This window comes from Nonomuraea rosea (assembly GCF_039539705.1).
Classification (GTDB): domain Bacteria; phylum Actinomycetota; class Actinomycetes; order Streptosporangiales; family Streptosporangiaceae; genus Nonomuraea; species Nonomuraea rosea.
The window spans coordinates 73,732-97,088 of sequence record NZ_BAABDQ010000011.1 but is presented as its reverse complement, the minus strand read 5'-3'; the positions used below and the strand labels follow the sequence as shown (position 1 = coordinate 97,088).

Below are 23,357 nucleotides of genomic sequence, written 5' to 3'. Positions count from 1 at the left end.
GAAGCCGAGCGAGGGCTTGTTTGGGAGGGCCCAGTTTCCCGGCCCTCCCGCGTCGCCTCAGTCGGAGACGTCGGCGCACACGACGTGCGCGCCGATCTCGATCATCCGGCGCTCGCTGCGCGCGTCCGCCACTCTGGCCATGAGGATCGGCGCCCCGGAGGCCGCGAACTGCGGCAGGCGGGCGCGGACCAGGCGGTGCAGGTCGCGTACGACGTCCTCGGCGGCGGACATGTGCACCTTCACGTGCAGCATGATCCCCGGGGCCCCCGACGCCGTGCGGGCCTCGGAGATCCAGACGTGGTGCACCAGCGGGAAGTCCATGAGCAGGTACGAGATGGCCTGCCGCAGCGCGGGCAGGATCGGGTGCGTGCACCGCCGATATCCCGGATCCACCTGCTGCATCGGCCCCGACAGATGCGGCCTGGGCGCGGGCACCCACGGCAGCGCCGGGGCCTCCGGGCTCGGCGGCGCCACCTGGGCCAGCGCGGCACCGCGTGACACGGTCGCCATCGCACCCGTCGCGTACGCGGCCGGCACCGCCCCCGAGAGGACGGGATGCGGCCCCGAACGCGTCGAGGTGAGGAAGCGCTGGAGATCGTCGATCGGCACAGCCGCGGCGGCTGGTCCGGCCGCGTCGATGACGATCTCCCGCACGCCGGTGACGCGCTGGATGTCCAGGATGGTGTCGGCATCGCACGCCGACAGGGAATGACTGCCGCGGTGCCTGGCATAGGTAGCAGGACCGGTGTAACCGAGAAGCACTCGGTCACCGGCTTGGGTCGTCCCTAGGACGACCGAACGATCTGGTCGCACTGCCACCAGGATTCCACCGTCGGCGAGAGCGCTCAGCAGGCGATGGGGCGTGCCATGCTGGGCGAGCACGTCGGCAAGCGCAGGATTCCCGATGCTCATATGACGAACCATAGGTAGTCGGCCACGGCTTATCAGGCTAATGGCGAATAAATCTCCCGATCAAGACAAAGATGCGTTCAGAGTGGATGAGTTTTCGCCGCGCTGGGTACGGCGGACCCGTCTCACATCGTGGGTCCCTCGTGAACGCGTTCACAAGCGGCGGATAGACTCTGTGGGACCGCCGGGGGATCCGTGGACGTGTCCCCCGAAGCCCGCCGCATGCCGCGAAGGATCCACACCAGTGAACAAGCCCGTCGTTCTGGTCGCAGAGGAGCTGTCCGAGGCCGGCCTCGCCGTGCTCGGAGCCGATTTCGAGGTCCGCCACACCGACGGCGCCGACCGTTCCAAGCTGCTGCCGGCCCTCGCCGACGTGGACGCGCTGATCGTCCGCTCCGCCACGCAGGTCGACGCCGAGGCCATCGCCGCCGCGCCCAAGCTGCGCGTGGTCGCCCGCGCCGGCGTCGGTCTCGACAACGTCGACGTCGAGGCCGCCACCAAGGCCGGTGTCATGGTGGTCAACGCCCCGACCTCCAACATCACCAGCGCCGCCGAGCAGACCATCGCCCTCATCCTGGCCAGCGCGCGCAACACGGCCCAGGCGCACGCCGCGCTGAAGAACGGAGAGTGGAAGCGCTCGAAATACACCGGTGTCGAGCTGGACGAGAAGGTCGTCGGCATCCTCGGCCTCGGCAAGATCGGCCAGCTCGTGGCTCAGCGGCTGCAGCCGTTCGGCGTCGAGCTGATCGCCTACGACCCCTACCTGCCGCCGGCCCGCGCCGCGCAGATGGGCGTCAAGCTGCTCAGCCTCGAAGAGGTCCTCAAGCAGGCCGACTTCATCACCGTCCACCTGCCCAAGTCCAAGGAGACGCTCGGGCTCATCGGTGACAAGGAGCTGCACGAGGTCAAGCCGTCGGTGCGGATCATCAACGTGGCCCGCGGCGGCATCGTGGACGAGGGCGCCCTCTACTCGGCGATCAAGGAGGGCCGGGTCGCGGGCGCGGGCCTGGACGTCTTCTCCAAGGAGCCCTGCACCGACAGCCCGCTGTTCGAGCTCGACCAGGTCGTCGCCACCCCGCACCTGGGCGCCTCCACGCACGAGGCCCAGGAGAAGGCCGGCACCCAGGTCGCGCGCAGCGTGAAGCTGGCGCTCGCGGGCGAGTTCGTGCCGGATGCCGTCAACGTCCAGGGCGGCGTGGTGGCCGAGGACGTCAAGCCGGGCCTGCCGCTGGCCGAGAAGCTGGGCCGGGTGTTCACCGCCCTGGCCGGTGAGGTCGCCACCAAGCTCGACATCGAGGTCCGCGGCGAGATCGCCTCCCAGGACGTGCGGGTGATCGAGCTGGCCGCGCTCAAGGGCGTGTTCACCGACGTGATCGAGGAGCAGGTCACCTACGTCAACGCCCCGCTGCTGGCCAAGGACCGCGGCATCACCGTCGAGCTGGTCACCAGCTCCGACAGCCCTGACTGGCGCAACGTGGTGACCGTGCGCGGCGTGCTCGCCGACGGCCGCCGGGTCTCGGTCTCCGGCACGCTCTCCGGGCCGCGGCAGATCACCAAGATCGTCGAGGTCAACGGCTACGAGATGGAGATCGAGCCGACGGCTCACCTGTGCTTCTTCACCTACGCCGACCGTCCGGGCATCGTCGGCGTCGTCGGCCGCCTCCTCGGCGAGCACGGCATCAACATCGCCTCGATGCAGGTGGCCCGTGACGTCAAGGGCGGCAAGGCGCTCATCGCGCTGACGGTCGACTCCGCGATCCCGGCCGACGTGGTCGACCAGATCGTCACCGAGATCGGCGGCGAGAGCGGCCGCTCGGTGGACCTGGAGGGCTGACCTCCTCCCGCCGTCGCTTGAGGGCCGCCACCCGGATCGTTCCCGGGTGGCGGCCCTTTCTGTTGTCTCAGCATGCGAGATACTAGGACATCCAACGAGATTGCTGGGGTACTGTTGCTGGAAATGCGCCAGGTTCTCGTACTTATTACCTGCCGCGGCGGGGCCTGTTAGGGCAGGTCGACGACTCGCCGCGGTGAGCGGCGTTGTGTCGGCCAATAAGCCCCTTTCGTCCGGTCCGTGACCCGGACCACGAGATCAGGCCCGGTTCGGATTCGCGACCGGGGTCCGACTTCTTCCGTTGGAACGCGCCCGCGAAATGAGATGAGTCCACATGTACGAGATGTATGCCTGGAATCGCACAGAAGAGCACGAGGACGAGGCCGCGGAGGCCGTTCAGACCGCGCTGGACCGCCGGGACAACGGTGGCGCGCCGCAAAACTCCGGTCGTTAGCACCCCACCCGGCGTGGGCCGCCCCGCGCCGGGCCGCCCACGCCGGGTAGTCCTTTACAGGGTGGCGGTCAGTCTGGCCGGCGCCGGAGCGTCACGCTGCTCCTTGAGCTCCGTCCATCGCCGCACGCCCTTGGGATCGGGCCGTACGCCGCCCACGAAGGCGGTTCTGCGCCATTCGGAGAGCTGTTCTTCCTTGACCACGTCGCCGGTGTGCGGCGCGTGCACCATGTAACCGGGGCGGGAGATCATCCCGACATGTCCCAGGTTGCTGAAGAAGACCAGATCGCCTGGCTTGAGATCCTTCCAGGCGATCTTCTTCGAGAACGCGCCGTACTGCTCTCTGGCCGTGCGCGGCAGCTCGATGCCCGCGTCCTCATAGGCCCGGAGCATGAGTCCCGAGCAGTCGTATCCTCGGTCGCTGGTGCCGCCCCAGACGTACGGGATGCCGCGCTTCTGCATGGCGAATCCCAGGGCGGTCTTCCAGGCGGGCTTGGGCGCGTTCTGCAGCCGGATGCGTTTGATGTCGGCGCCCGTGAGGGTGATGGCCGAGCTGTCCTGCGGAGTGCCGGCCGAGTCGTTCTTCGGGGTGGCCGCCTGGGCTGGAGTGCTCAGGGCGAGCCCGGTGATGCCTGCCGCCAGAACCAGGGCGACGCGTGGCAATGCGATGGGAGACAGAGGACTGTCCTTCCACGAGGCCGACCGGGTTAGCTGACGGGCTCGGGCCTGGAAGTAGCCCTACGGCGCAGGTGAGCGGCCGATTCGCCCCTTGGGGGGAAAGTGGGTCCCCGGCTCCACGCAGCGGCTGCGTGGATTAGGCCCGACGGACTCTAACGAAATGGTCAAAAGGCCGCAAATCGGGCAAAACTGGACGTCCGAAAAATGAGATGGTGTGTTCGTCAGTCGAGACGAGCCGGTAAGGTACCGCCCATGGAGTCGCGTAACATCCGCCTGGCCGTCATCCCTGGAGACGGCATCGGCACCGAGGTCGTAGCCGAAGGACTCAAGGTCCTGGAGGCGGTGGGCACGAAGATCGAGCCCACTCACTACGACCTGGGAGCCGCCCGCTACCACCGTACCGGCGAGACGCTGCCGGACGCGGTGCTGGAGGAGCTGCGCGGCTATGACGCGATTCTGCTCGGCGCGGTCGGCGACCCCAGCGTGCCGCCCGGCGTCCTTGAGCGCGACCTGCTGCTGCGCCTGCGGTTCGAGTTCGACCACTACGTCAACCTGCGGCCGGTCAAGCTGTTCCCCGGGGTGGCGACCCCGCTGGCCGACACGCCCGCCGAGAACATCGACATGATCGTCGTCCGCGAGGGCACCGAGGGCCTCTACGCGGGCACCGGCGGCGTCATGCGGCGCGGCACCCCGCACGAGATCGCCACCCAGGAGTCGCTCAACACCGCCTACGGCGTTGAGCGCGTGGTGCGCTACGCGTTCGAGAAGGCCAAGTCGCGGCCCCGCAAGAAGCTGACGCTCGTCCACAAGACGAACGTGCTCACCTACGCCGGCGACCTGTGGCAGCGCACGGTCAACCGCGTGGCCGAGGAGTTCCCCGAGGTCACGACCGACTACAGCCACATCGACGCGGCCTCGATGTTCTTCGTCAGCCAGCCCGAGCGGTTCGACGTGGTCGTCACCGACAACCTGTTCGGCGACATCATCACCGACCTCGGCGCGGCCATCGCGGGCGGCATCGGCCTGGCGGCCAGCGGTAACATCAACCCTGAGCGCAGCACGCCCAGCATGTTCGAGCCGGTGCACGGCAGCGCGCCCGACATCGCCGGGCAGGGCAAGGCCGACCCCACCGCGACCATTCTCTCCGTCGCCATGCTCCTCGACCACCTCGGCCTGCACGCCGAGTCGGCCAGGGTCGAGCAGGCGGTGGCCGACGACATCGTGGACCGGCTGGCCGGCTGGGCGGGCCGCACCACCCACGAGATCGGTGACGACATCACCGCGCGAGTATCCGGCTAGGACCGCCTAGCCCCGAACGCGCCTGGTGGTCCGAAGAGGACTGCCAGGCGCTTTTTCGCGTCCAAACGGTCGAACCACCCCATTGGCCGCTTGCCATCCCATATAGCGAGACAATAGGAAGTACGGACCGCCTCGCGCGGGCAGCGCCGCTCCGCAGGTTCGTAGATTTCGCAGCTTCGTTAGGTTTTCGTAGAGTCGCAGAGAGAAGGACCGCCGTCATGACCATCGCTCAGAAGCTCAGCTTCGACGTGCAGCTATCCGACCACGCTCGCACCGCGGCCGAGCGGGAGCAGGTACTGGCGAACCCCGGTTTCGGGCAGACCTTCACGGATCACATGATCTCGATCGACTACACCGAGGGCGAGGGGTGGCACGACGCCAGGCTGATGCCGTACGGGCCGCTCTCGCTCGACCCGGCCACCTCGGTCTTCCACTACGCCCAGGAGCTGTTCGAGGGCTTGAAGGCGTATCGCCAGACCACCGGGTCGATCGTGACTTTCCGCCCGTACGCGAACGCCGGCCGGTTCAACCGCTCCGCGCTCCGCATGGCCATGCCGGAGCTGCCGGAGGAGACGTTCGTCGACTCGCTGGAGCTGCTCGTCGAGACCGACAAGGAGTGGGTGCCGACCACCGAGGGGCACAGCCTCTACCTGCGCCCCTTCATGATCGCCACCCAGGCGGGGCTGGGGGTCAACTACCCGTCGAGGACCTACAAGTACATGGTCATCGCCTCGCCGGCGGCCTCGTACTTCACCGGCGGCATCAAGCCGGTCTCGGTGTGGCTGTCCACGGAGTACACGCGCGCCGCCCCCGGCGGCACCGGCTTCGCGAAGTGCGGCGGCAACTACGCGGCCGCGTTCGTCGCGCAGCGGCAGGCCGTGGAGAACGGCTGCGACCAGGTGGTGTGGCTGGACGCGGGCGAGCACAAGTACGTCGAGGAGATGGGCGGGATGAACCTGTTCTTCGTCTTCGGCAACAAGCTCGTCACCCCGGAGCTGACCGGCACCCTGCTGCCCGGCATCACCAGGGAGTCGATCCTGGAGCTGGCCGGGGACCTGGGCCTGGAGACGGAGGAGCGCCTCATCTCGGTCGAGGAGTGGCAGGCGGCGTCGGAGTCGGGCGAGCTCACGGAGGTGTTCGCGTGCGGGACGGCCGCCGTGGTGACGCCGGTGGGCACGGTCAAGGGCGCGGACCGCTCCTGGACCGTGGCCGACGGCACCCCCGGGCCGGTGACGATGCGGGTGCGTGAGGAGCTGGTGGGCATCCAGTACGGCGCCCGCCCCGACGCCCACAACTGGGTCCACAAGATCGTCTGACCCGCACTCGGTGCCTCGGGGCCCCACACCCCGAGGCGCCGGCGTCCTCTCGGCTCGTGCTCTCAGCGGTCGATGTTGCCCAGGTAGGCGGCATCGCCCTGGGCGCCGGCCGCCGCTCCTGGCGGCACCAGCTCCTCCAGCCGCAGCAGCACCTCCTTGTCCAGCGTCACGTCGCCCGCCGCCGCGTTGGCCCGCACGTTCGCCACCCGGCTGGTCCCGGGGATCGGCACGGCGTTCTGGTGCGTGAGCCAGGCCAGCGCGAGCTGCGCCACCGTCAGGTCCTGCTCGGCCGCCAGGGTCGCCACGGAGTCGGCCAGCGCCACGTTGTGGTCGAGGTTGCCCTCCTGGAAGCGCGGATTCCCCCTGCGCCAGTCGCGCGGCCCCAGCTCCCCTTGACCGCGGATCGCGCCGCCGAGCAGGCCCCTGCCCAGCGGGCTGTAGGCCACGAAGCCGACCCCCAGCTCCGCGCAGACCGGCAGCACCTCCTGCTCAGGAGCCCGGTTGAACAGCGAGTACTCGGTCTGCACCGCCGTCACCTGGTGAACGGCGCAGGCCCGCCTGATCGTCTGCGCGGACACCTCCGACAGTCCGATGTGCCCGATCTTCCCGGCCTGGATCAGCTCGGCGAGCGCGCCCACGGTGTCCTCGACGGGCGTGCTCGGATCGAGCCGGTGCAGGTAGTACAGGTCCACGTGGTCGGTGCCCAGACGGCCGAGGCTGGCGTCGATCGCGGTCCGCACGTACTCGGGCCGGCCCAGCCCCGGCACCAGCCGCCGCTCCTTGTCCTGGTTGCCGCCGAACTTGGTGGCCAGCACGAACTCCTCGCGCCGCCCGCGCAGCACCCGTCCGATCATGCTCTCGCTGTAGCCGGCGCCGTAGATGTCGGCGGTGTCGATGAACGTGATGCCCGCGTCCAGCGCCGCCTGCAGCGTCTCCGCGGCCTCACGCTCGTCCACGTAGGCGTACACGTTCGGCGCCAGCGTCATCGCGCCGAACCCCAGCACCGACACGGTCGGGCCGCGCCCTCCGAGAGTGCGATATTGCATGTCTCCCCCTCACCGATAGGCCTCAGTCCGAGACTGCCCCCCTCCCGGCCGGCCATACGGGCCGGCGGCAGGGGGACGCGCCCTAGTTCTTCCTGATCATGGTCATGCCGTCCGCGACCGGCAGCAGGAGCACGGTCACCCGCGGATCCTCGATCACCAGGTCGTTGAACTGGCGGATCTCCACGGTCGTGGTCTCGTCGTGCGCGGGATCGGCCACGAACCCTCTGCGCAGCGTGTTGTCCGCCACCAGCAGCCCGCCCGGCCGCAGGCGCTCCATGAGCAGCTCGTAGTAGCCGGGGTAGTTGCCCTTGTCGGCGTCGAGGAACGCGAGGTCGATGGTCTGGTCGAAGGCCGCGAGCGTGTCCAGCGCCGGACCCAGCGTGAGCGTCACCCGGTCCTCCACCCCGCCTTCGCGCCAGTAGCGGCGCGCGATGGACGTCCACTCCTCGCTGACGTCGAAACAGTGCAGCTTCCCGCCGGACAGTCCCCGGGCGATGCACAAGGACGAGTAGCCGGTGAACGTCCCCACCTCCACGGCCACCGACGGCGCCATGAGCTGGGTGATCATCGTCAGGAAGCTGCCCTGGTCGGGAGAGATCTGCATGTTCGCGGCGCCGCCGGTGGCCGCGGCCGTCTCCTTCGCCAGCTCGGCCAGCAGGGGGTCGGGCGGGGTGGAGTGGGCGGCGACGTACTCGGCTACGGCGGGATCCAGGAGGTATGCCTTCATACGGTCATTGTTTCCGCTTCAGGTAAGGTCTGCGCGATCGATGAGGCGAGAGTGGGCGAATGATGAAGCGATGGGTGGCGGTCGCGATCGCGTGTGCGGCGATCGTCGTGCTCGGGGTGCTGGCGTTCTCGGAGCCGGGGGCGTCCTCGGAAGGGGTGCGATTGGCCAGGCAGGTTGACGGCTCGATGGTGCTCGGCGCCCGGGGGAGCGATGCCCCTGTGCTGGACGTGTACGAGGATTTCGACTGCCCCGTCTGCAAGGACATGCATACCAAGGTGGACAGCACGATCCAGCGGCTGGCAAAAGACGGCAAAGTTAAAATCGTCTTCCACCCGGTGACGATCTTCCAGGACGAGCCCATGCGCTCGAACTCCATCCGCGCCGCCGCCGCGGCACGCTGCGTTCCCGAGGAGAACTGGCTGGCGTTCAGGGATCAGCTGTACGACCTCCAGCCCGCCCCGCACGGCGAGGCGTCCGGCTTCACCGTCGCCGAGCTGGTGCAGGCGGCCAGGAAGGCCGGCGCGTCGGTGGACGAATGCGTCACCTCGCAGTCGTACGCCGAGCAGCACCTGACGGAGACCGCCAAAGTACGCCTCGAAGGCACGCCGACCGTGCTGCTCGACGGGCAGCTGCTGGGCAACGAGGTGTTCGACCCGCAGGCGCTCGAACGCGCCATCACGGGCGGCGGCGCCGGCGTCGTGGTGTGACGTAACGGAGCCGCGCCTTCTTGACGGAGCTGGGCCTTCTTGACGGAGCCGTGTCCCGAGGAGTGAGACCCGTGTGCCGGATGGTGAATTCGTATGGCAGACTGGGTGGCACCATGTTCTACGGTCTGCTCATTATCGGCAGGCGCGCTGGCTGACAAAGGGACACCGCCAGCGCGCAGACCTCTCACGTCCGTGAGGGGTCTTTTTGTTTTCCGTCTTAGAGAGACCTCCCGGAGAAGAGAGACTCATGGCCGACGACCGCTTCCACGTATACGACACGACGCTGCGTGACGGCGCACAACAGGAGGGCCTCAACCTCACAGTCGCCGACAAGCTCGCCGTAGCGCGCCACCTGGACAGCCTGGGCGTTGGTTTCATCGAAGGGGGCTGGCCGGGCGCCAACCCCAAGGACACAGAGTTCTTCAGGCAGGCTCGAACAGAGCTCGATCTGAAGCACGCGCAACTAGCCGCGTTCGGCGCGACCCGCCGGGCCGGTGTGAAGGCAGCCGACGACCCATTGGTGGCCGCTTTGCGCGAATCCGGCGCGCCGGTCGTGACCCTTGTCGCCAAGAGCCACGACCGGCACGTGGAGCTGGCCCTCCGCACGACTCTCCAGGAGAACCTCGCGATGATCCGCGACACGGTCTCCCACCTCCGTGCGGAGGGACAGCGAGTCTTCCTCGACGCCGAGCACTTCTTCGACGGTTACAAGTCCAACCCAGCCTACGCGCTGGAGGTCCTCAGGACCGCCGCGGAGGCCGGGGCCGACGTCATCGCCCTGTGCGACACGAACGGCGGCATGCTCCCCGACGAACTGGCCGACATCGTCCACAACGCCGTGCAGACCAGCGCCCGGGTCGGCATCCACTGCCACGACGACACCGGCTGCGCGGTCGCCAACACCCTGGCCGCCGTGAAGGCGGGCGCCACGCACGTACAGGGCTGCGCCAACGGCTACGGCGAGCGCTCCGGCAACGCCAACCTCTTCACCGTCGTCGCGAACCTCCAGCTCAAGCGCGGCTTCGACCTCGTGCCGCAGGAGGCGCTCGGCGACATGACCCGCATCGCGCACGCGATCACCGAGGTCACCAACGTCACCCCCAACTCGCACGCCCCCTACGTCGGGATGTCCGCCTTCGCCCACAAGGCCGGCCTGCACGCCAGCGCCATCAAGGTGGACCCCAACCTCTACCAGCACATCGACCCCGCCCAGGTCGGCAACGACATGCGCATGCTCGTCTCCGACATGGCCGGCCGCGCCTCGGTCGAGCTCAAGGGCCGCGAGCTGGGCTACGAGCTCACGCCCGAGCACACCAAGACCCTGGTCGAGCGGGTCAAGGACCTGGAGTCGAAGGGCTACACGTTCGAGGCCGCGGACGCCTCCTTCGAGCTGCTGCTGCGCGACACCGTCCACGGACAGCGCCGCCGCCACTTCGAGGTCGAGTCCTGGCGCGTGATCGTCGAGCGCACGAAGGGCGGCGAGCTGGTCAGCGAGGCCACCGTCAAGGTGCACGCCAAGGGCGAGCGCATCGTGGCCACGGGCGAGGGCAACGGCCCCGTGAACGCCCTGGACAAGGCGGTACGCCAGGCGCTGGAGCAGCTCTACCCTGACCTGGCGAAGCTGGAGCTGGTGGACTTCAAGGTCCGCATCCTGGAGGGCGCGCACGGGTCGGACGCCATAACGCGCGTCCTGATCACCTCCAGCGACGACACGGCCGAGTGGGCGACGGTCGGGGTGGCGGAGAACATCATCGACGCTTCTTGGCAGGCGCTGGAGCAGGCGGTCACGTACGGCCTGCTCCGGGCCGGCCACGAGACCGCCTGAAGCACGGCCCTCCGCCTCGGGGGCGCGACGGGAGCTCCGGGCAGCGCCTCCCAGGGGGGCTGCCGCCCCCTTTCGAACCCCCAAAACCCGCTGTCGCCCACCGTGGACCAGTTCCCCGGTGGGCCTCGGCGACCGGCAGCACAAGAGACCCGCCGCTGCGGTGGCCCAGGACCGGCCTAGCCTTCCTGGGTGAAGTCGCCGTACGTCGGCTCGCCCGCGGGCCGGTAGACGCTGAGCACGCAGCCGCTGCTGGTCGTCCTCGACTCGATCAGGCGCAGCGCCGTCGCCGTGCGTCCCGGCTCGAACAGGCGTTTGCCGCTGCCCAGGACGACCGGGTAGGTCCACAGCCGCAGCTCGTCGATCAGGCCGTGGTCCAGCAGCGACTGCGCGAGCACACCGCTGCCGTGGATCTGGAGCTCCCGGCCGGGACGGGCCTTCAGCTCGGCGATCTCCTTGAGGACGTCGGACTTGATGATGGTCGTGTTCCGCCATTCGGCCTGGTCCAGGGTCGTCGAGACGACGTACTTGGGAAGGGTGTTGAGCGAGCTCGCGATCGGGTCGTTCTCGTCGGTGACGGTCGGCCAGTAGTTCGCGAAGATCTCATAGGTCTTCCGGCCCAGGAGGAATCCGTCCGCCTCGGCGAACCACGTGGTGCCGTAGGTCCCGAGCTCCTGGTCGGCGTAGGGGAACTGCCAGCCGCCGTGCCCGAACCCGTCGCTGGTGTCCTCGCGGGGCGCTCCCGGCCCCTGCATGACCCCGTCCAAGGACAGGAACGTCGCCAGGGTGATCCTCATCATCGTGCTCCATCTGTCGTCGCGTCTGTGCCGATGAAGACGATCCCCGCACCCGGAACTCATCGCTGACCTCGCGGGCCGGTCGGTCAGGAGCGCGCCCGCCGGCCACGCGTCGACGATCGCCGCAGGTGGTCGGTGGTGGCGGCGTCGGCAGGGAAGAAGGACTCGACGGCGATCTCGTCGAGCGTGATGTCGAAGGCCGCCCCGAACGTCGTGATCGTGCTGAAGAAGCACAGCTCGGCCCCGTCGTGCAGGAGCCGGATGGGCATGGCGATGTCGGCGGGCCCCGCGGTGGGCGGGTCTTCCTCGGTCCCGTACGACCGCAGCTCCTCGTACAACGCGCTCAGCTCGGGATCCCCCGTGCGGGCCGCCTGGCGGGCGAGCCGGGGCAGCAGGTACGCCCGCACCTGCCCCAGGTTCCGCAGCCGGGGCGCGAACCCGCGCGGATCCAGGCCGAGCCGCATCATGTTGACCGGCGGCTCCAGCAGCACCGGAGCCACCCCGTCCAGGAAGACCTCCATGGCCGAGTTGGCGAGCACCACGTTCCAGCGGCGGTCCACGGCGACGGCCGGGAACGGCTCGTGCCCACTCAGCACGCCCCGGACGGCCTCGTACGCCTGGGCCAGGTCCGGGTCCTCCAGCGGACGCCGGTCGTAGGCGGGGGCGTACCCGGCCGCGACCAGGAGGCGGTTGCGTTCGCGCAGCGGGACGTCCAGGCTCTCGGCCAGGTGGAGCAGCATGGCGCGGCTCGGGATCGTCCGTCCCGTCTCGACGAAGCTGACATGCCGGCTGGAGACGTCCGCCTGGATGGCCAGGTCGAGCTGGCTCAGCCGGCGACGCCTGCGCCACTCGCGCAGCAGCTCGCCGACCGGGGGATCACGATGCACCTTCCCTTTGTACCGGCCTGGGATATCCGGCTGACCGGCGGCCTGTCCATTACATCGCATGTAATCGACGAGCCGGGCCCGCCGCCGCGATGGTGGTCCCATGACGGAGAACAACAGCAACAAAGAGCTCGCCCTGCGCGGCTTCGCGGAGTTCGCGGCAGGCAACATCGACATCCTGCGCACCTTGATCAGGGAGGATTTCGTCGAGCACAGCCCGGGGAACCCGTCGGGGCGGGAGGCGTTCATCGAGTACATCGCGAGCTCCCCGGTCGCCGCGGCCCGGCTCGACCTCAAGCGGGTGATCGCCGAGGACGACTACGTGGTGATGCACTATCACATGGTTCCGCCCGGGGACGGGCGCGGGCAGGCGGTCGTGGACGTGTGGCGGCTGGAGGACGGGCAGATCGTCGAGCACTGGGACGTGGTGCAGCCCGTGCCCGAGCCCGAGGAGATCCCGAACGGGATGTTCTGAGCGCGGCGGCGAAAAGCTCCGCGCGAAAGCCCTGCGGGAAAAGCCCCAAAGGAAAGCCCCGCGGGAAAACGCCCCCGGTCGCGTCAGCGCCTGCGGCGCAGGAACGCGTCGGCGAGCCGGTCGGTGAACTGCTCGTCGATCGGCTCGTTCGTGACCAGCACGCGGTAGTACAGCGGCCCCACCAGCTGGTCGGTCTCGCTCGCCAGGTCGAGCCCGGCCGGGAGCTGCCCCCGGCGTACGGCGCGCTCAAGCGGCACGCGGTCCCGGCGGCGCTGCTCATCGAGGTACCTGGCCCGGAACTCCGCGCCGAACGCCGGATCGTGCTGCGCCTGCGCGATCAGCGCCTTGAAGACGGCTCCCGCATCCGACTGACTGAGGAAAAGGGCCAGGTCACGCAGGTAAGCACGCAGATCGAGGGCGAGATCGCCGTGATCGGGCGGGGTCGGCTCCTCGGCCACGTCCTGCAGGAACGCGTCCATGAGAACGTCGGTCTTGGCCTTCCACCAGCGGTAGATGGTCTGCTTGGCGACCCCGGCCCGCGCCGCGATGCCCTCCATCGTGACGCCCGCGAAGCCCTTCTCGGCCAGCAGGTCGTCGGCCGCCTCCAGGATCGCCTGCCGGGCCTCCTCGCTGCGTCCGTGCCGGTTGCCGCGATGGGCTCGTACGGGCCGGTCAGTGGCGTTCTCGCCGGCAGGTCCCATGTCGCCTCCTCGTCCAAGCGCCAGCCTTCCAGACATTCCGCCTGCCTGTAGCTCTAGATTCGACGCAACGTCCCGTCTACTCTAGCGGTCATGACACACACTCTTTCCGACCCCAGGGTCGAGGCGGCGCTCAACCAGATGTTCGGGAACGCGGCCCACGACGACGAGACGGCCGCACGGCGCGGCGCGTACGAGACCTGGGACCTCGCGACCCCGCAGGCGCAGGCCGACGCCGCGGCGGAGATCTACATGCCGATCTCCGCCGCGGGCGGGCAGTTGCTGTACAACCTGGTCCGGGCCATCCGGCCGGGCACCGTCGTCGAGTTCGGCACGTCGTTCGGGATCTCCACGCTGTACCTGGCCGCCGCCGTGCGCGACAACGGGACCGGGCACGTCGTCACCACGGAGCTCAGCAAGTCCAAGATCGACGCGGCCCGCCGCACGTTCGCCGAGACCGGGCTGGACGACGTGATCATCGTGCTGGAGGGCGACGCCCGCGAGACACTCAAGGACCTCGGCTCAGCCGATTTCGTGCTGCTCGACGGCTGGAAGGACCTGTGCCTGCCGGTGCTGCGCCTGCTCGAACCGCGGCTGAAGCCGGGCACCCTCGTCGTGGCCGACGACGTCGAGCTGGCCGGCCTGCAGCCGTATCTGAGCTACGTGCGCGCGCCGGAGAACGGCTACCAGAGCGTGACCTTCCCCGTCGAGGACGGGATGGAGATCAGCTGCCGCCTGTGACGCCGAGCCGGGTCAGAACAGGTCGGCGGAGAAGGAGACGCCCTCGACGGTGACCTTCCCGCCCGAGCACGACACCTTGGGCGAGTCCGTGCCCGGCACGATCACCGTCAGCAGCGACTTGGCCGCCGGGGAGACGACGACGTTCGTCGCCTGCTTCGACAGGTACGTCGGCGACACCCAGCCCAGCTTCCCGCCGCGCTCCACCTTCTGCCCCCCGGCCCGGTCGCACGAGGAGAGCTGCACCAGCGTGACCTTGAACTTGCCGTCGCCCAGGACCACCTTGCCGCCGCTGTCGGAGAGCACCTTCAGCGACGGGTCGAAGCGCCACACGTTCCTGACCTCCTTGCCACCGGAGGCCGTGTCCAGCACCGCCATCAGGTCCTCGCCGTGGTTCACCAGCACCGACCTGGTACGGCTCACGCCATACGCCTTGTCCGTCACCTTGAACGACTGCCGGTCCTTGCCGTAGTCGGACTTGACGAGCGAGCTGGACGTCTTCGGCCTGAACCGGGCGCCCTCCACCGTCGGGACGTTGTGCGCCTCGGGGGAGAGCGTCCAATACCGGTAGGAGCTCTTCTCGTAGGAGTGGAACCCGCCGTCCACGAGGATGTCGCGGCCCTGCGCGTAATAGGTGACGCCCAGGTGGTCCTCGTGGCCGTGGAACTTCATCCCCGGCCCGTACCTGATCGAGTAGTACGCCGAGTCGGGCTTGCCCCAGGCCGTGCGCCCGAAGACGTACCCGGCCCGGTACGCCTTGACCTCCTGCTTCGGCGTCCCGGTCTCCATCTTGGGCTCGGTCTCGGCGCTGCCGTCCCCGATGGGCACCATGTAGCCGTTCGGCATGGTGGAGTGGGCGATGAAGTCCTTCAGCGCCTCGGCCCGCTCGGCGATGTCGCCGGGCACCTTCCTGCCGCACGCCTTCATGTTGGTGATGGCCACCTGCAGCCGGCCGTAGACATAGACCGCGTACCGGGGGGCCTGCTCCATGAGCGCGCCCTGGGAGTCGACGTCGAGCTTGACCGTGCCGGTGAGGCGCTTGGAGGCCAGGGCCGACCAGTCCTTGCGGCCGTACCTGCAGCCGATGCCCATGAGCGCGATGTCCTGGTCGATGCCGTGGTTGTGGCCCTTCTTGTAGAGCCGCGAGTCCGACAGGAGCCTGGCGTGGCCGGCCAGGCTGTCCTTCAGCCAGGCGTCCTTGACGTGCATGCTCAGGCACAGCAGCGGCTGCGTGCGCAGCGAGACGGGGTGGTCCTTCCACACGTACGACTTCGTCCCGGCGGCCCCGCGCTTGTTGCTCGCGACCCAGTCCTTGGCGATCTCGGTGGCACGATCCAGGTAGCGCTGCTCGCCGCTGTTCTCGTACTGGACGACCAGCGTGCCCATCCAGCGCAACGACTGGAAGACGAACTCCCACGACCGGTTCTTGTACGGGCTCGCACTCCAGTTGATCTTCTTGCCCAGCGTGTACGCGGGCAGCCCGACCAGCGAGATCTCACCGCGCATGACGTCGTCGGCCGTCGGAGTGCCGGGCAGCCAGTCGCCTTGGCACGCCGCGGTGCGGGTGACCTTGTCGGCCTGCGCGGGGCTCACGAACCCGCCGATTGCGAGCGTGAGGGCAAGAGGTATCGCGAGCCGGCGCACGCCAGTTCCTTCCGGACAAAAAAGATGAGGGCGGGACATGCTTTCCGACTTGCGATCAAGTGGTCAAGCCGCGTGCCGGATTCGTTAGCCGCCCGATGCGTCGCCGGCACCTTGGGATGGCGGGGACCGTACGTTCGGGACATGCTTACGTACGTGAAATTCGACGATCTCGCGATCCCCGACACACCCGCCTGCAGGGGCGCGCTCGAAGTGGCGACCCGCTACCACTCGCCCTCGCTGCTCAACCACTCGATCCGCGCCTACCTGTGGGCGGCGGCCTACGCCCAGGACAGCGGCATCGCGTTCGACGCGGAGCTGCTCTACGTGTCGTCCATGCTGCACGACATCGGGCTGGTGGCCGAGTTCGACAGCCACACGGTGCCGTACGAGGAGGCGGGCGGGCACGTGGCCTGGGTCTTCTGCGCCGGGGCCGGATGGTCACCCGAGCGCAGGCTGCGCGCCTGCGAGGTGATCATCCGGCACATGTGGGAGGAGGTGCCGGTGGAGCAGGACCCGGAGGGGCACCTGCTCGAGCTCTCGACCGGCATGGACATCTCGGGCCGGCGTACCGACGAGATCCCCGCGGAGGTGCGCAAGGACGTCCTGGAGCGCTATCCGCGGCTGGAGATCGCCAAGGAGTTCGGCGTGTGCATCTCCGAGCAGGGGGCGCGCAAGCCGTCGAGCTTCGCCGGCCAGTTCGTCCGGGGCGGGATCGCGGACCGCATCGCCCGCAACCCGCTGGACGCCTGACCCACGTGGGGACGGCTAGGAAGCCGGGCCCGCGCTCTCCGCGACCTCGAAGGACCACACCTCCGAGCCCGTCGAAGCGGGTCCCTGGCCGTGCCCGTGTCCCTGGCCGTGCCCGTGTCCCTGCCCCTGAGCTTGGGCGTCCTGAGCGGCCTGCGCGTGCCCGCGCTGGAACGCCTGACTCTGCTGCCAGGTCTGGAAGTCCTCCTCGCTGCGCCAGCGCGTGTAGACGAGGTAGCGCTCGGTGCCGTCCACCGGCCGCAGCAGCTCGAACCACTCGAAGCCGTCGGCCGAGTCCACCATCCCCGCGCGCTTGGCGAAGCGCCGTTCGAGCTCCTCGCGCATGTCGGCGGGCACGGTCAGCACGTTGATCTTCACGACGGACAACAGGGACCCCTCTCGTGAACGCGCCTCAGCGCACCACGCGGTGCGGCGCAGGTGAGGGCTCCAGGCTAACGCGGGCCACCGCCGGCACGTGATCCCGGTCCAGCGCGTCGCGCATGTGCGGCAGTGCCACCCCCGACAGGTGGCCGCTCAGCTCGCTCATCGGGGCCGACTCGTCGGCGACCAGGCGCAGCCGTACCTCTGGGTGCCCGCGACCGCCCACCAGGTCGGCGTCGGCGCTCAGCACGGCAGGGCTCGACTCGACGTCGGCGGCGACGGCGTTCGCCATCCCGCCCGCCGACACCTCGGTGACGCCGGTCGGGGCGCTCTCCAGTCGCAACGATCCGTGCGTCTCCCTGCGGCCCTGTACGAGCAGCCAGCGCAGGGCGAGCAGCGCGACGACGATCGACAGCAGGGCCAGGGCCCACCAGATCCACGGACTCGTACGGGCGAAGAAGTCGCGCACGTTGCCGTCCACGATCGGCGTCCGCGCCGCGGCGAAGTTCTGCGAGAACGCGCCCAGCCCTCTGGCCAGCGCGACGCCGCCCAGGATCGTCAGGGCCAGGCCGACCAGCGCCAGCCCCCATCGGTTGCCCCGCCCGGTCTTCCTGTTCACCTGCGCTCCTTCACGTTCACGGCCACCCGGTACGGCTCCACGAGGTCCAGCGCCGCCAGCCTGCCGAGCACGGCCCCGCGTACCGCCTCGCCGAGCTCTTCGCCTGTGCCGCCCGTGGAGGTGACGGCCACAGTGCGGCCGCGCATCCTGACGCGGGCCGAGCGCACCCCGGGCACCTTCTCGGCCGCGTGGGCCAGCGCCCTGGTGACGCTCTTGGGGCGCAGGCCGATGATCACATCGCGGTCGCCGCTGCGTACGGGCACCATGCTCGGCCGTCCCGGCACCAGAGCGGTGACCAGCAGCGCCAGCCCGAGCAGCGTCACGATCGCCGAGCCGAGCAGGAACACCGGGTTCGACCACAGCGTGGAGGACGCCCAGGCGAGCATCCTGTCGTAGGGGAGCCACCGCAGCGGCCGCCCCACCAGCGCCGAGATCGTCTCCGCGGCCACGAGCAGGCTCAGGAGCGTGAGCAGCAGGGCGACCACGATGGCCGGAATCCTGCGCTGCGGACGGAACGCCCGCATCGCCGCCCGGTCGGCGGACCGGTCGCGGGGCGGCCGGGCGCCCGCCCGATGCGCGCCGCCACCGCCGTCGGCGGGAACGGCGCACACCTCGGCCTCACCGGCACGCTCGCCGGCCGTCATGACAGGTCCCCGTCCATATCGCCGCTCCCGAGGTCGGTGACGGACAGGTCCACGCGGGTGACGGTCAACCCGGTCTGGTACGCGACGCGGCGGATCACGTGCTCCCTGAGCCGCGCCGCCACGGCGTGCACCGGCGACGGGTAGACGATGCTCACGTTCAGCTTGACCGTGGCCTGGTCCCCGTGGACCTCGGCCCCGGACGAGCGCGTCCACGGCAGCCCGCCCATCCGCACGCCGCGCACCTCGGGCACCTCCTTGGCGGCACAGCTCGCGATCTTCACGACCACCCGGTCGGAGACCTCGGTACGCCCCCGCTCCCGCGGCGTGCGACGCTGCGCGGGCACCGTCGTCGCGCCTGCCTCGCGCTCGGAGCCGACGGCGGTCATTTGCGCCTCACGGTCAGGCCGGACAGGTTCACCTCGCCGGTCTCGGCGATCCGCCCGACCAGGAAGCCGACGGCTCCGAGCACGAGGACGAGCAGGAACGCGCCCAGCCCGCCGAACGCCCCCGCCAGCCCGAGTACGATGCCGGCCGCCATGCCGACGATCGGCATCCAGTGCGTGTTGTTCATGGCCTCTCCTAGCTCTCGTCGAAACGGCTCTCGTCGCAAGGGCTCTCGTCGCAAGGGCGCTCGTACGTCAGCGGCTTTGGACGTCCTCGGCGCCGGAGCCGTCTGTATGCGCGTCGTCGACGCGGATGTCGTCGATGCGCACGTCGACCCGCCGGTCCCCGGCCACGTCCAGCACGGATCGCCGTACCTCGTCGGCCGTCTCGAACAGCGGCCGGTCCAGCGTGGCGACGATGGCGATCTCGATCGCCGCGCCGTTCACCAAGACCCCCAGCAGCCGCTCGCCCGGGAGATAGGTGGCCACCGTCCCGAAGCGGCCGCCGGAGAGCCCGGCCACCCCGGCGCAGGCCAGCACCCGATCGGCGATCGCCTGCGCCTCCGACGTGGCGGTGCCCGCCTCGCCGGTCATCGGACCCTGGGCTCCTCGTCCGCGTCCTGCCGGTGCCCGTCCTGACCCCGATCCCGATCACGGTCGCGGTCCTGGTCGGGCAGGTGCACGTCGTCGACCCTGATGTTGACCTCGGTCACCTCAAGCCCGCACATCCGCTCGACCGCCTCGATCACGTTCCTGCGCACCGCCGCCGCCAGGTCGGGGATCGCGGTGCCGTACTCGGCCACCAGGTCGAGGTCGACGGCGGACTGCCGTTCGCCGACCTCCACGGACACGCCCTGCGTGAGGTTCCGATCCCCGCCGACCATGCCGCGCACGCTCCCGAGCGCGCGTGCCGCGCCTCCGCCCATGGCGTACACACCGGACACCTCACGGGCCGCGAGCCCGGCGATCTTGGCGACGACCCCGTCGTCGATGCTGGTGGTCCCCTTGTCGGTGACCAGCGCGGTCCCCGAGCCGCCGTCCTGCGTCCTGGCCCGCGGTACGGTCCCGGTCTGACCAGTCGCGGTGGCCTGGTTGGACATCGTGTCCGACATGATCCGTCACCCCCCTCTGCGTCTCTTCGCTAAGAAACAGAGCTAACCGCTGTGACACGCCTAATGCACAACAAAACGGACTTTAGGGGCATTAATGACTCTTCCGTGGCGGGCGGCGCGGGTGGGCGGACCCCTCCGGCGGCGGCGATAGCCTTGTCAGGTGCGTATAGCGAGGTTCTCCACAGGCGAAGGCGTGTCGTTCGGCGTGGTCGAAGGCGGCCCGGGGGAGGAGTTCATCTCCGGCGTCTCCGGTCATCCGTTCGGCCAAGTGCAGTTCACCGGCGAGCGGTATCCGCTGTCCCAGGTGAAGCTGCTGGCCCCGATGCTGCCGACGAAGGTGGTCGCCATCGGCAGAAACTACGCCGAGCACGCGGCCGAGCTGGGCAACGAGGTGCCCGACGAGCCGCTCATCTTCCTCAAGCCGTCCACCACGGTGATCGGTCACGGCGAGCACATCGCCTACCCCACGACGCTGTCCGACCGCGTCGACTACGAAGGGGAGCTGGCCGTGGTGATCGGCCGGCTGTGCCGCGAGGTGCCGGTCGAGCGGGTCAAGGACGTCATCTTCGGCTACACGTGCGCCAACGACGTCACCGCGCGCGACCTGCAGAAGAAGGACGTCCAGTTCACCCGGGCCAAGGGGTTCGACACGTTCTGCCCGCTCGGGCCGTGGATCCAGACCGACCTCGACGCGAGCGACCTGGCGCTCACGACCACGGTCAACGGCGAGATCCGCCAGAGCGGGCGCACCAGCCAGCTCATCAACGACATCCCCGCGCTGGTGGCCTACGTCAGCGCCGTCATGACGCTGATCCCCGGCGACGTCATCCTGACCGGCACCCCGGCGGGCGTCGGCCCGCTGGAGATCGGCGACGAGGTCAGCGTCGGCATCGAAGGCATCGGCACACTCACGAACAAGGTGGTCTCCCGTGACTGACGTACGGGTGCGGTTCGCGCCGTCTCCTACCGGCATGTTCCACGTGGGCAGCGCCCGCGCGGCGCTGTTCAACTGGGCCGTCGCCGAGCAGACCGGCGGGCGGTTCATCCTGCGCATCGAAGACACCGACGCCACGCGCAACCGCCCGGAGTGGACCGAGGGCATCATCTCGGCGCTCGACTGGATCGGCGTCAACGGCACCAACCCGGTCTTCGAGGGCCCCTACTTCCAGTCGGCCTACGAGCCGCAGCACCGCGAGGCCGTGGCCAAGCTGCTGGCCGACGGCAAGGCCTACTACTGCGACTGCACGCGCGAGCAGGTCCAGGAGCGCACCGGCTCCAAGGACAAGGGCTACGACGGCCACTGCCGCGAGCGCGGGCTGAGCGCCGGCGCGGTCCGCTTCCGCACGCCCGACGAGGGCGTCACGGTGGTCGACGACGTGATCCGCGGCCGGGTGGAGTTCCCCAACAACGCGCAGGAAGACTTCGTCATCGCGCGTACCGACGGCTCGCCCCTCTACGTGCTGGCCAACGCCGTCGACGACATCACGCAGGGCGTCACCCACGTGGCCCGCGGCGAGGAGCACCTGCCCAACGCCGTCAGGCAGGAGCTGCTCTGGCCCGCGCTGGGCGCGCGGCCGCCGGTCTGGGCGCACCTGCCGGTGATCGTCAACGAGCAGCGGAAAAAGCTCTCCAAGCGCCGCGACAAGGTGGCGCTGGAGGACTACCGCGAGGAGGGCTACCTCCCCGAGGCGATGGTCAACTACCTCATGCTGCTCGGCTGGGGCCCCGGCGAGGACCGCGAGATCATGCCGTGGTCGGACATGGTCCCGCTGTTCAGGCTGGACGACGTCAATCCGTCCAACGCGTTCTTCGACGAGAAGAAGCTGCGCGCGTTCAACGGCGAGTACATCCGGGCGCTGCCGCTGGAGACGTTCGAGGAGCGCTGCGCGCCCTACCTCGACCCGTCCTGGGACCGTGAGCTGTTCAGCAAGGTCGCGTCGCTGGCGCAGACCCGTATCGCGGTGCTGTCCGAGATCCGGCAGAACGTCGACTTCCTCTTCCTCGACGAGCCGGTCTTCGACCAGGTGTCGTGGGACAAGGCGATGAAAAACTCCCCTGAGGAGATCCTCACCGGCTACCTCGACCGGCTGGAGTCGGTGAGCTGGGACCCCGAGTCGCTCAAGCAGGCGCTGGAGGAGGTCGGCACGGCCCACGGGCTCAAGCTCGGCAAGGCCCAGGCCCCCGTACGCGTGGCGGTCACCGGCCGGACGGTGGGCCTGCCGCTGTTCGAGTCGATCGAGGTGCTCGGCCGCGAGCGCGCCCAGGAGCGCCTGCGCGCGGCACTAGCGCGCCTGCGAGGCTGATCGAGGCCCCCGCGGCCATCGACAGCCACACCCCGGTGACACCGAGCCACGAGCTCAGCAGACAGGCGAGGGGCAGTTGCACGGCGAAGCCCGCCAGCGTGGCGGCGAGCAGGCGGCTGCCCCTTTCGCTCGCCTGGAGCACCCCGCCGACGGCGATCAGCCCGCCGAACGGCACCAGATACAGCGTCATCCAGCGCAGAAACTCCACCGCCGCCCCCGGATCGCCGGTGAACCACCCGGCGGCGGGCGTCGCGGCCACGTTGAGGACGATCGCCACGACCGCGCCTGACCCGAGCCCGAGCAGGAGCGGCGACCTGACGGTCTCCGAGCGAGCGGTACGGATCATCGCCGCCTGGCGCAGTGCGTAGAAGACCATGACCCCGGCCAGCATGATCTTCTGCCCGATCCCGTAGCCGGCCACCTCCGCCGTCCCGAACCCGGCCACGATCGCCACCAGCGCCATGCCCACCAGCGAACGTGCCAGGAAATCTCCGGACATCGGAAGCCCCGTCCGGATCACCTCGCCCGCGACCAGGCCCTGGCCGGGGGAGCGGAGCCGTACGACGGACAGCAGGGCGATCAGCAGCGTGATCAGGCGCGCCAGCACCGTGGCCAGCGCGGCGCCCTGGACGCCCAGATCGAGGCCGTAGATGAACAGCGGGTCCAGGGCGATCACCAGGCCGTTGCAGATGAGGGCGTTGCGCATGGGGGTCGTCGTGTTCCCCAGGCCCTTCAGCACGCCGTCCACGACCGTCTGGGCGAAGAACACCGGCAGTCCCGCGAGCGAGACCAGGAAGAAGTCCGCGGTCGGCGCGGGGGAGTCGGTGAACAGCGCCGCCAGCGGCTCGCGCAGCAGCACGCCGGGCACGGCGATGGCGAGCGAGAGCACCGCCCACAGCGCCCAGCCCGTCCTGATCACGGGAGCCAGCGGCGCGGTGCCGTCGCGCCGCCCGATCAGCACCGTGACCCCTGTCGGAACCGCCAGGAACAGCCCGTAGGCCAGGTATTCGACCGTGGTGCCCACCGTGACGGCCGCGATCGCCGCCTCGCCGAGCCCGGAGACCCAGAGCAGGTCGATCACGCCGACCGCGACCACGGCGGTGAGCAATTCCACGTAGATGGGCAGCGCCAGCCGGAGCATCGTCA

General features: G+C 69.5%; 26 protein-coding genes and 1 riboswitch. Of the genes, 10 read left to right on the top strand and 16 right to left on the bottom strand.

The window, feature by feature from the left end; translation table 11 throughout:
• Positions 1–57 precede the first annotated feature (57 nt).
• On the bottom strand, positions 58–912 hold the full coding sequence (locus tag ABEA43_RS25555) for a hypothetical protein (RefSeq protein ID WP_345565540.1): 855 nt from the start codon (positions 910–912) through the stop codon (positions 58–60).
• A gap of 241 nt (positions 913–1,153) precedes the next feature.
• Here ABEA43_RS25555 and serA point away from each other — a divergent pair, with 241 nt between their 5' ends.
• Entirely contained in the window at positions 1,154–2,743 is a 1,590-nt protein-coding gene (gene serA, locus ABEA43_RS25550) for a phosphoglycerate dehydrogenase (protein WP_345565539.1), read from the top strand.
• A gap of 505 nt (positions 2,744–3,248) precedes the next feature.
• Here serA and ABEA43_RS25545 read toward each other — a convergent pair.
• Positions 3,249–3,854 carry a C40 family peptidase gene (locus ABEA43_RS25545; RefSeq protein WP_345565537.1) on the bottom strand — a complete coding sequence of 202 codons (606 nt, stop codon included), beginning with the start codon at positions 3,852–3,854 and terminating at the stop codon, positions 3,249–3,251.
• Positions 3,855–3,872: 18 nt separating this feature from the next.
• Positions 3,873–4,022, bottom strand: a riboswitch (cyclic di-AMP (ydaO/yuaA leader).
• A 99-nt stretch (positions 4,023–4,121) separates the two neighbouring features.
• Here ABEA43_RS25545 and ABEA43_RS25540 point away from each other — a divergent pair.
• Positions 4,122–5,168 carry a 3-isopropylmalate dehydrogenase gene (locus ABEA43_RS25540; RefSeq protein ID WP_345565535.1) on the top strand — a complete coding sequence of 349 codons (1,047 nt, stop codon included), beginning with the start codon at positions 4,122–4,124 and terminating at the stop codon, positions 5,166–5,168.
• Between the two features lie 218 nt (positions 5,169–5,386).
• On the top strand, positions 5,387–6,484 hold the full coding sequence (locus ABEA43_RS25535) for a branched-chain amino acid aminotransferase (protein WP_345565533.1): 1,098 nt from the start codon (positions 5,387–5,389) through the stop codon (positions 6,482–6,484).
• Between the two features lie 62 nt (positions 6,485–6,546).
• Here ABEA43_RS25535 and ABEA43_RS25530 read toward each other — a convergent pair whose 3' ends face one another.
• Positions 6,547–7,530: an aldo/keto reductase gene (locus ABEA43_RS25530; protein WP_345565532.1), complete on the bottom strand. Its 984-nt coding sequence runs from the start codon at positions 7,528–7,530 to the stop codon at positions 6,547–6,549.
• A gap of 82 nt (positions 7,531–7,612) precedes the next feature.
• Positions 7,613–8,257, bottom strand: coding sequence for an O-methyltransferase (locus ABEA43_RS25525; protein ID WP_345565530.1), 645 nt, complete (start codon positions 8,255–8,257; stop codon positions 7,613–7,615).
• A 59-nt stretch (positions 8,258–8,316) separates the two neighbouring features.
• Between ABEA43_RS25525 and ABEA43_RS25520 the strand changes: the two genes are divergently transcribed.
• Together ABEA43_RS25520 and cimA are read left to right on the top strand one after the other, a co-directional pair.
• Positions 8,317–8,964 (top strand): DsbA family protein, encoded by a 648-nt coding sequence (locus ABEA43_RS25520; protein ID WP_345565528.1) that lies wholly within the window; start codon positions 8,317–8,319, stop codon positions 8,962–8,964.
• A gap of 247 nt (positions 8,965–9,211) precedes the next feature.
• Positions 9,212–10,789, top strand: coding sequence for a citramalate synthase (gene cimA / locus ABEA43_RS25515; protein WP_345565527.1), 1,578 nt, complete (start codon positions 9,212–9,214; stop codon positions 10,787–10,789).
• Positions 10,790–10,965: 176 nt separating this feature from the next.
• On the opposite strand, the gene ABEA43_RS25510 is transcribed toward cimA, so the two are convergent.
• Both ABEA43_RS25510 and ABEA43_RS25505 read right to left on the bottom strand, forming a co-directional pair.
• Complete coding sequence (locus ABEA43_RS25510) at positions 10,966–11,586, bottom strand: dihydrofolate reductase family protein (RefSeq protein ID WP_345565525.1); 621 nt, start codon at positions 11,584–11,586, stop codon at positions 10,966–10,968.
• A gap of 83 nt (positions 11,587–11,669) precedes the next feature.
• The gene (locus ABEA43_RS25505) at positions 11,670–12,470 is read right to left on the bottom strand and encodes a helix-turn-helix domain-containing protein (RefSeq protein ID WP_345565524.1); all 801 of its coding nucleotides are present in this window, start codon (positions 12,468–12,470) and stop codon (positions 11,670–11,672) included.
• Between the two features lie 100 nt (positions 12,471–12,570).
• Here ABEA43_RS25505 and ABEA43_RS25500 point away from each other — a divergent pair, with 100 nt between their 5' ends.
• Positions 12,571–12,942, top strand: coding sequence for a nuclear transport factor 2 family protein (locus ABEA43_RS25500; protein WP_345565523.1), 372 nt, complete (start codon positions 12,571–12,573; stop codon positions 12,940–12,942).
• 83 nt (positions 12,943–13,025) lie between these two features.
• Here ABEA43_RS25500 and ABEA43_RS25495 read toward each other — a convergent pair whose 3' ends face one another.
• Complete coding sequence (locus ABEA43_RS25495) at positions 13,026–13,643, bottom strand: TetR/AcrR family transcriptional regulator (protein WP_345565522.1); 618 nt, start codon at positions 13,641–13,643, stop codon at positions 13,026–13,028.
• Positions 13,644–13,733: 90 nt separating this feature from the next.
• On the opposite strand from ABEA43_RS25495, the gene ABEA43_RS25490 reads away from it, so the two are divergent.
• A complete protein-coding gene (locus ABEA43_RS25490) occupies positions 13,734–14,381 on the top strand; it encodes an O-methyltransferase (protein ID WP_345565521.1) in 648 nt (215 codons plus the stop codon).
• Between the two features lie 12 nt (positions 14,382–14,393).
• Here the strand turns inward: ABEA43_RS25490 and ABEA43_RS25485 are convergent, their stop codons facing one another.
• Positions 14,394–16,022: a heparinase II/III family protein gene (locus ABEA43_RS25485; RefSeq protein WP_345565519.1), complete on the bottom strand. Its 1,629-nt coding sequence runs from the start codon at positions 16,020–16,022 to the stop codon at positions 14,394–14,396.
• A 153-nt stretch (positions 16,023–16,175) separates the two neighbouring features.
• Here ABEA43_RS25485 and ABEA43_RS25480 point away from each other — a divergent pair, with 153 nt between their 5' ends.
• The gene (locus ABEA43_RS25480; RefSeq protein WP_345565517.1) at positions 16,176–16,772 is read left to right on the top strand and encodes an HD domain-containing protein; all 597 of its coding nucleotides are present in this window, start codon (positions 16,176–16,178) and stop codon (positions 16,770–16,772) included.
• Positions 16,773–16,787: 15 nt separating this feature from the next.
• On the opposite strand, the gene ABEA43_RS25475 is transcribed toward ABEA43_RS25480, so the two are convergent.
• From ABEA43_RS25475 to ABEA43_RS25445, 7 genes are all read right to left on the bottom strand, one after another.
• On the bottom strand, positions 16,788–17,156 hold the full coding sequence (locus ABEA43_RS25475; RefSeq protein ID WP_345565515.1) for an antibiotic biosynthesis monooxygenase family protein: 369 nt from the start codon (positions 17,154–17,156) through the stop codon (positions 16,788–16,790).
• A 25-nt stretch (positions 17,157–17,181) separates the two neighbouring features.
• The gene (locus ABEA43_RS25470; protein WP_345565514.1) at positions 17,182–17,769 is read right to left on the bottom strand and encodes an Asp23/Gls24 family envelope stress response protein; all 588 of its coding nucleotides are present in this window, start codon (positions 17,767–17,769) and stop codon (positions 17,182–17,184) included.
• Positions 17,766–18,413, bottom strand: coding sequence for a DUF6286 domain-containing protein (locus tag ABEA43_RS25465; protein ID WP_345565513.1), 648 nt, complete (start codon positions 18,411–18,413; stop codon positions 17,766–17,768). Before ABEA43_RS25465 ends, ABEA43_RS25470 begins: the two co-directional genes overlap by 4 nt.
• Positions 18,410–18,799 (bottom strand): Asp23/Gls24 family envelope stress response protein, encoded by a 390-nt coding sequence (locus ABEA43_RS25460; protein WP_345565512.1) that lies wholly within the window; start codon positions 18,797–18,799, stop codon positions 18,410–18,412. The genes ABEA43_RS25465 and ABEA43_RS25460 overlap by 4 nt, the downstream gene beginning before the upstream one ends.
• The gene (locus tag ABEA43_RS25455) at positions 18,796–18,984 is read right to left on the bottom strand and encodes a DUF2273 domain-containing protein (protein ID WP_345565511.1); all 189 of its coding nucleotides are present in this window, start codon (positions 18,982–18,984) and stop codon (positions 18,796–18,798) included. Before ABEA43_RS25455 ends, ABEA43_RS25460 begins: the two co-directional genes overlap by 4 nt.
• Before the next feature lie 67 nt (positions 18,985–19,051).
• Positions 19,052–19,390 carry an Asp23/Gls24 family envelope stress response protein gene (locus ABEA43_RS25450; RefSeq protein ID WP_345565510.1) on the bottom strand — a complete coding sequence of 113 codons (339 nt, stop codon included), beginning with the start codon at positions 19,388–19,390 and terminating at the stop codon, positions 19,052–19,054.
• A complete protein-coding gene (locus ABEA43_RS25445) occupies positions 19,387–19,908 on the bottom strand; it encodes an Asp23/Gls24 family envelope stress response protein (RefSeq protein WP_345565508.1) in 522 nt (173 codons plus the stop codon). The genes ABEA43_RS25450 and ABEA43_RS25445 overlap by 4 nt, the downstream gene beginning before the upstream one ends.
• A gap of 160 nt (positions 19,909–20,068) precedes the next feature.
• On the opposite strand from ABEA43_RS25445, the gene ABEA43_RS25440 reads away from it, so the two are divergent.
• Both ABEA43_RS25440 and gltX read left to right on the top strand, forming a co-directional pair.
• Positions 20,069–20,845 (top strand): fumarylacetoacetate hydrolase family protein, encoded by a 777-nt coding sequence (locus ABEA43_RS25440; RefSeq protein WP_345565507.1) that lies wholly within the window; start codon positions 20,069–20,071, stop codon positions 20,843–20,845.
• Between the two features lie 34 nt (positions 20,846–20,879).
• Positions 20,880–22,211: a glutamate--tRNA ligase gene (gene gltX, locus ABEA43_RS25435; protein ID WP_425570370.1), complete on the top strand. Its 1,332-nt coding sequence runs from the start codon at positions 20,880–20,882 to the stop codon at positions 22,209–22,211.
• Here gltX and ABEA43_RS25430 read toward each other — a convergent pair.
• Entirely contained in the window at positions 22,105–23,352 is a 1,248-nt protein-coding gene (locus ABEA43_RS25430) for an MATE family efflux transporter (protein WP_345565503.1), read from the bottom strand. The two genes, gltX and ABEA43_RS25430, sit on opposite strands and share 107 nt — an antisense overlap.
• Between the last annotated feature and the right edge of the window lie 5 nt (positions 23,353–23,357).

Bases quoted from the DNA above. Each gene is read 5' to 3' on its own strand.
- ABEA43_RS25520 (WP_345565528.1), top strand. From the start codon at position 8,317: ATGATGAAGCGATGGGTGGCGGTCGCGATCGCGTGTGCGGCGATCGTC.
- ABEA43_RS25450 (WP_345565510.1), bottom strand. From the start codon at position 19,390: ATGACCGGCGAGGCGGGCACCGCCACGTCGGAGGCGCAGGCGATCGCC.
- ABEA43_RS25490 (WP_345565521.1), top strand. From the start codon at position 13,734: ATGACACACACTCTTTCCGACCCCAGGGTCGAGGCGGCGCTCAACCAG.
- ABEA43_RS25500 (WP_345565523.1), top strand. From the start codon at position 12,571: ATGACGGAGAACAACAGCAACAAAGAGCTCGCCCTGCGCGGCTTCGCG.
- ABEA43_RS25465 (WP_345565513.1), bottom strand. From the start codon at position 18,413: ATGACGGCCGGCGAGCGTGCCGGTGAGGCCGAGGTGTGCGCCGTTCCC.
- ABEA43_RS25555 (WP_345565540.1), bottom strand. From the start codon at position 912: ATGAGCATCGGGAATCCTGCGCTTGCCGACGTGCTCGCCCAGCATGGC.
- cimA (WP_345565527.1), top strand. From the start codon at position 9,212: ATGGCCGACGACCGCTTCCACGTATACGACACGACGCTGCGTGACGGC.
- ABEA43_RS25525 (WP_345565530.1), bottom strand. From the start codon at position 8,257: ATGAAGGCATACCTCCTGGATCCCGCCGTAGCCGAGTACGTCGCCGCC.
- ABEA43_RS25540 (WP_345565535.1), top strand. From the start codon at position 4,122: ATGGAGTCGCGTAACATCCGCCTGGCCGTCATCCCTGGAGACGGCATC.
- ABEA43_RS25535 (WP_345565533.1), top strand. From the start codon at position 5,387: ATGACCATCGCTCAGAAGCTCAGCTTCGACGTGCAGCTATCCGACCAC.
- gltX (WP_425570370.1), top strand. From the start codon at position 20,880: ATGTTCCACGTGGGCAGCGCCCGCGCGGCGCTGTTCAACTGGGCCGTC.
- ABEA43_RS25510 (WP_345565525.1), bottom strand. From the start codon at position 11,586: ATGATGAGGATCACCCTGGCGACGTTCCTGTCCTTGGACGGGGTCATG.
- ABEA43_RS25445 (WP_345565508.1), bottom strand. From the start codon at position 19,908: ATGTCGGACACGATGTCCAACCAGGCCACCGCGACTGGTCAGACCGGG.
- ABEA43_RS25430 (WP_345565503.1), bottom strand. From the start codon at position 23,352: ATGCTCCGGCTGGCGCTGCCCATCTACGTGGAATTGCTCACCGCCGTG.
- ABEA43_RS25530 (WP_345565532.1), bottom strand. From the start codon at position 7,530: ATGCAATATCGCACTCTCGGAGGGCGCGGCCCGACCGTGTCGGTGCTG.
- ABEA43_RS25460 (WP_345565512.1), bottom strand. From the start codon at position 18,799: ATGACCGCCGTCGGCTCCGAGCGCGAGGCAGGCGCGACGACGGTGCCC.
- ABEA43_RS25455 (WP_345565511.1), bottom strand. From the start codon at position 18,984: ATGAACAACACGCACTGGATGCCGATCGTCGGCATGGCGGCCGGCATC.
- ABEA43_RS25495 (WP_345565522.1), bottom strand. From the start codon at position 13,643: ATGGGACCTGCCGGCGAGAACGCCACTGACCGGCCCGTACGAGCCCAT.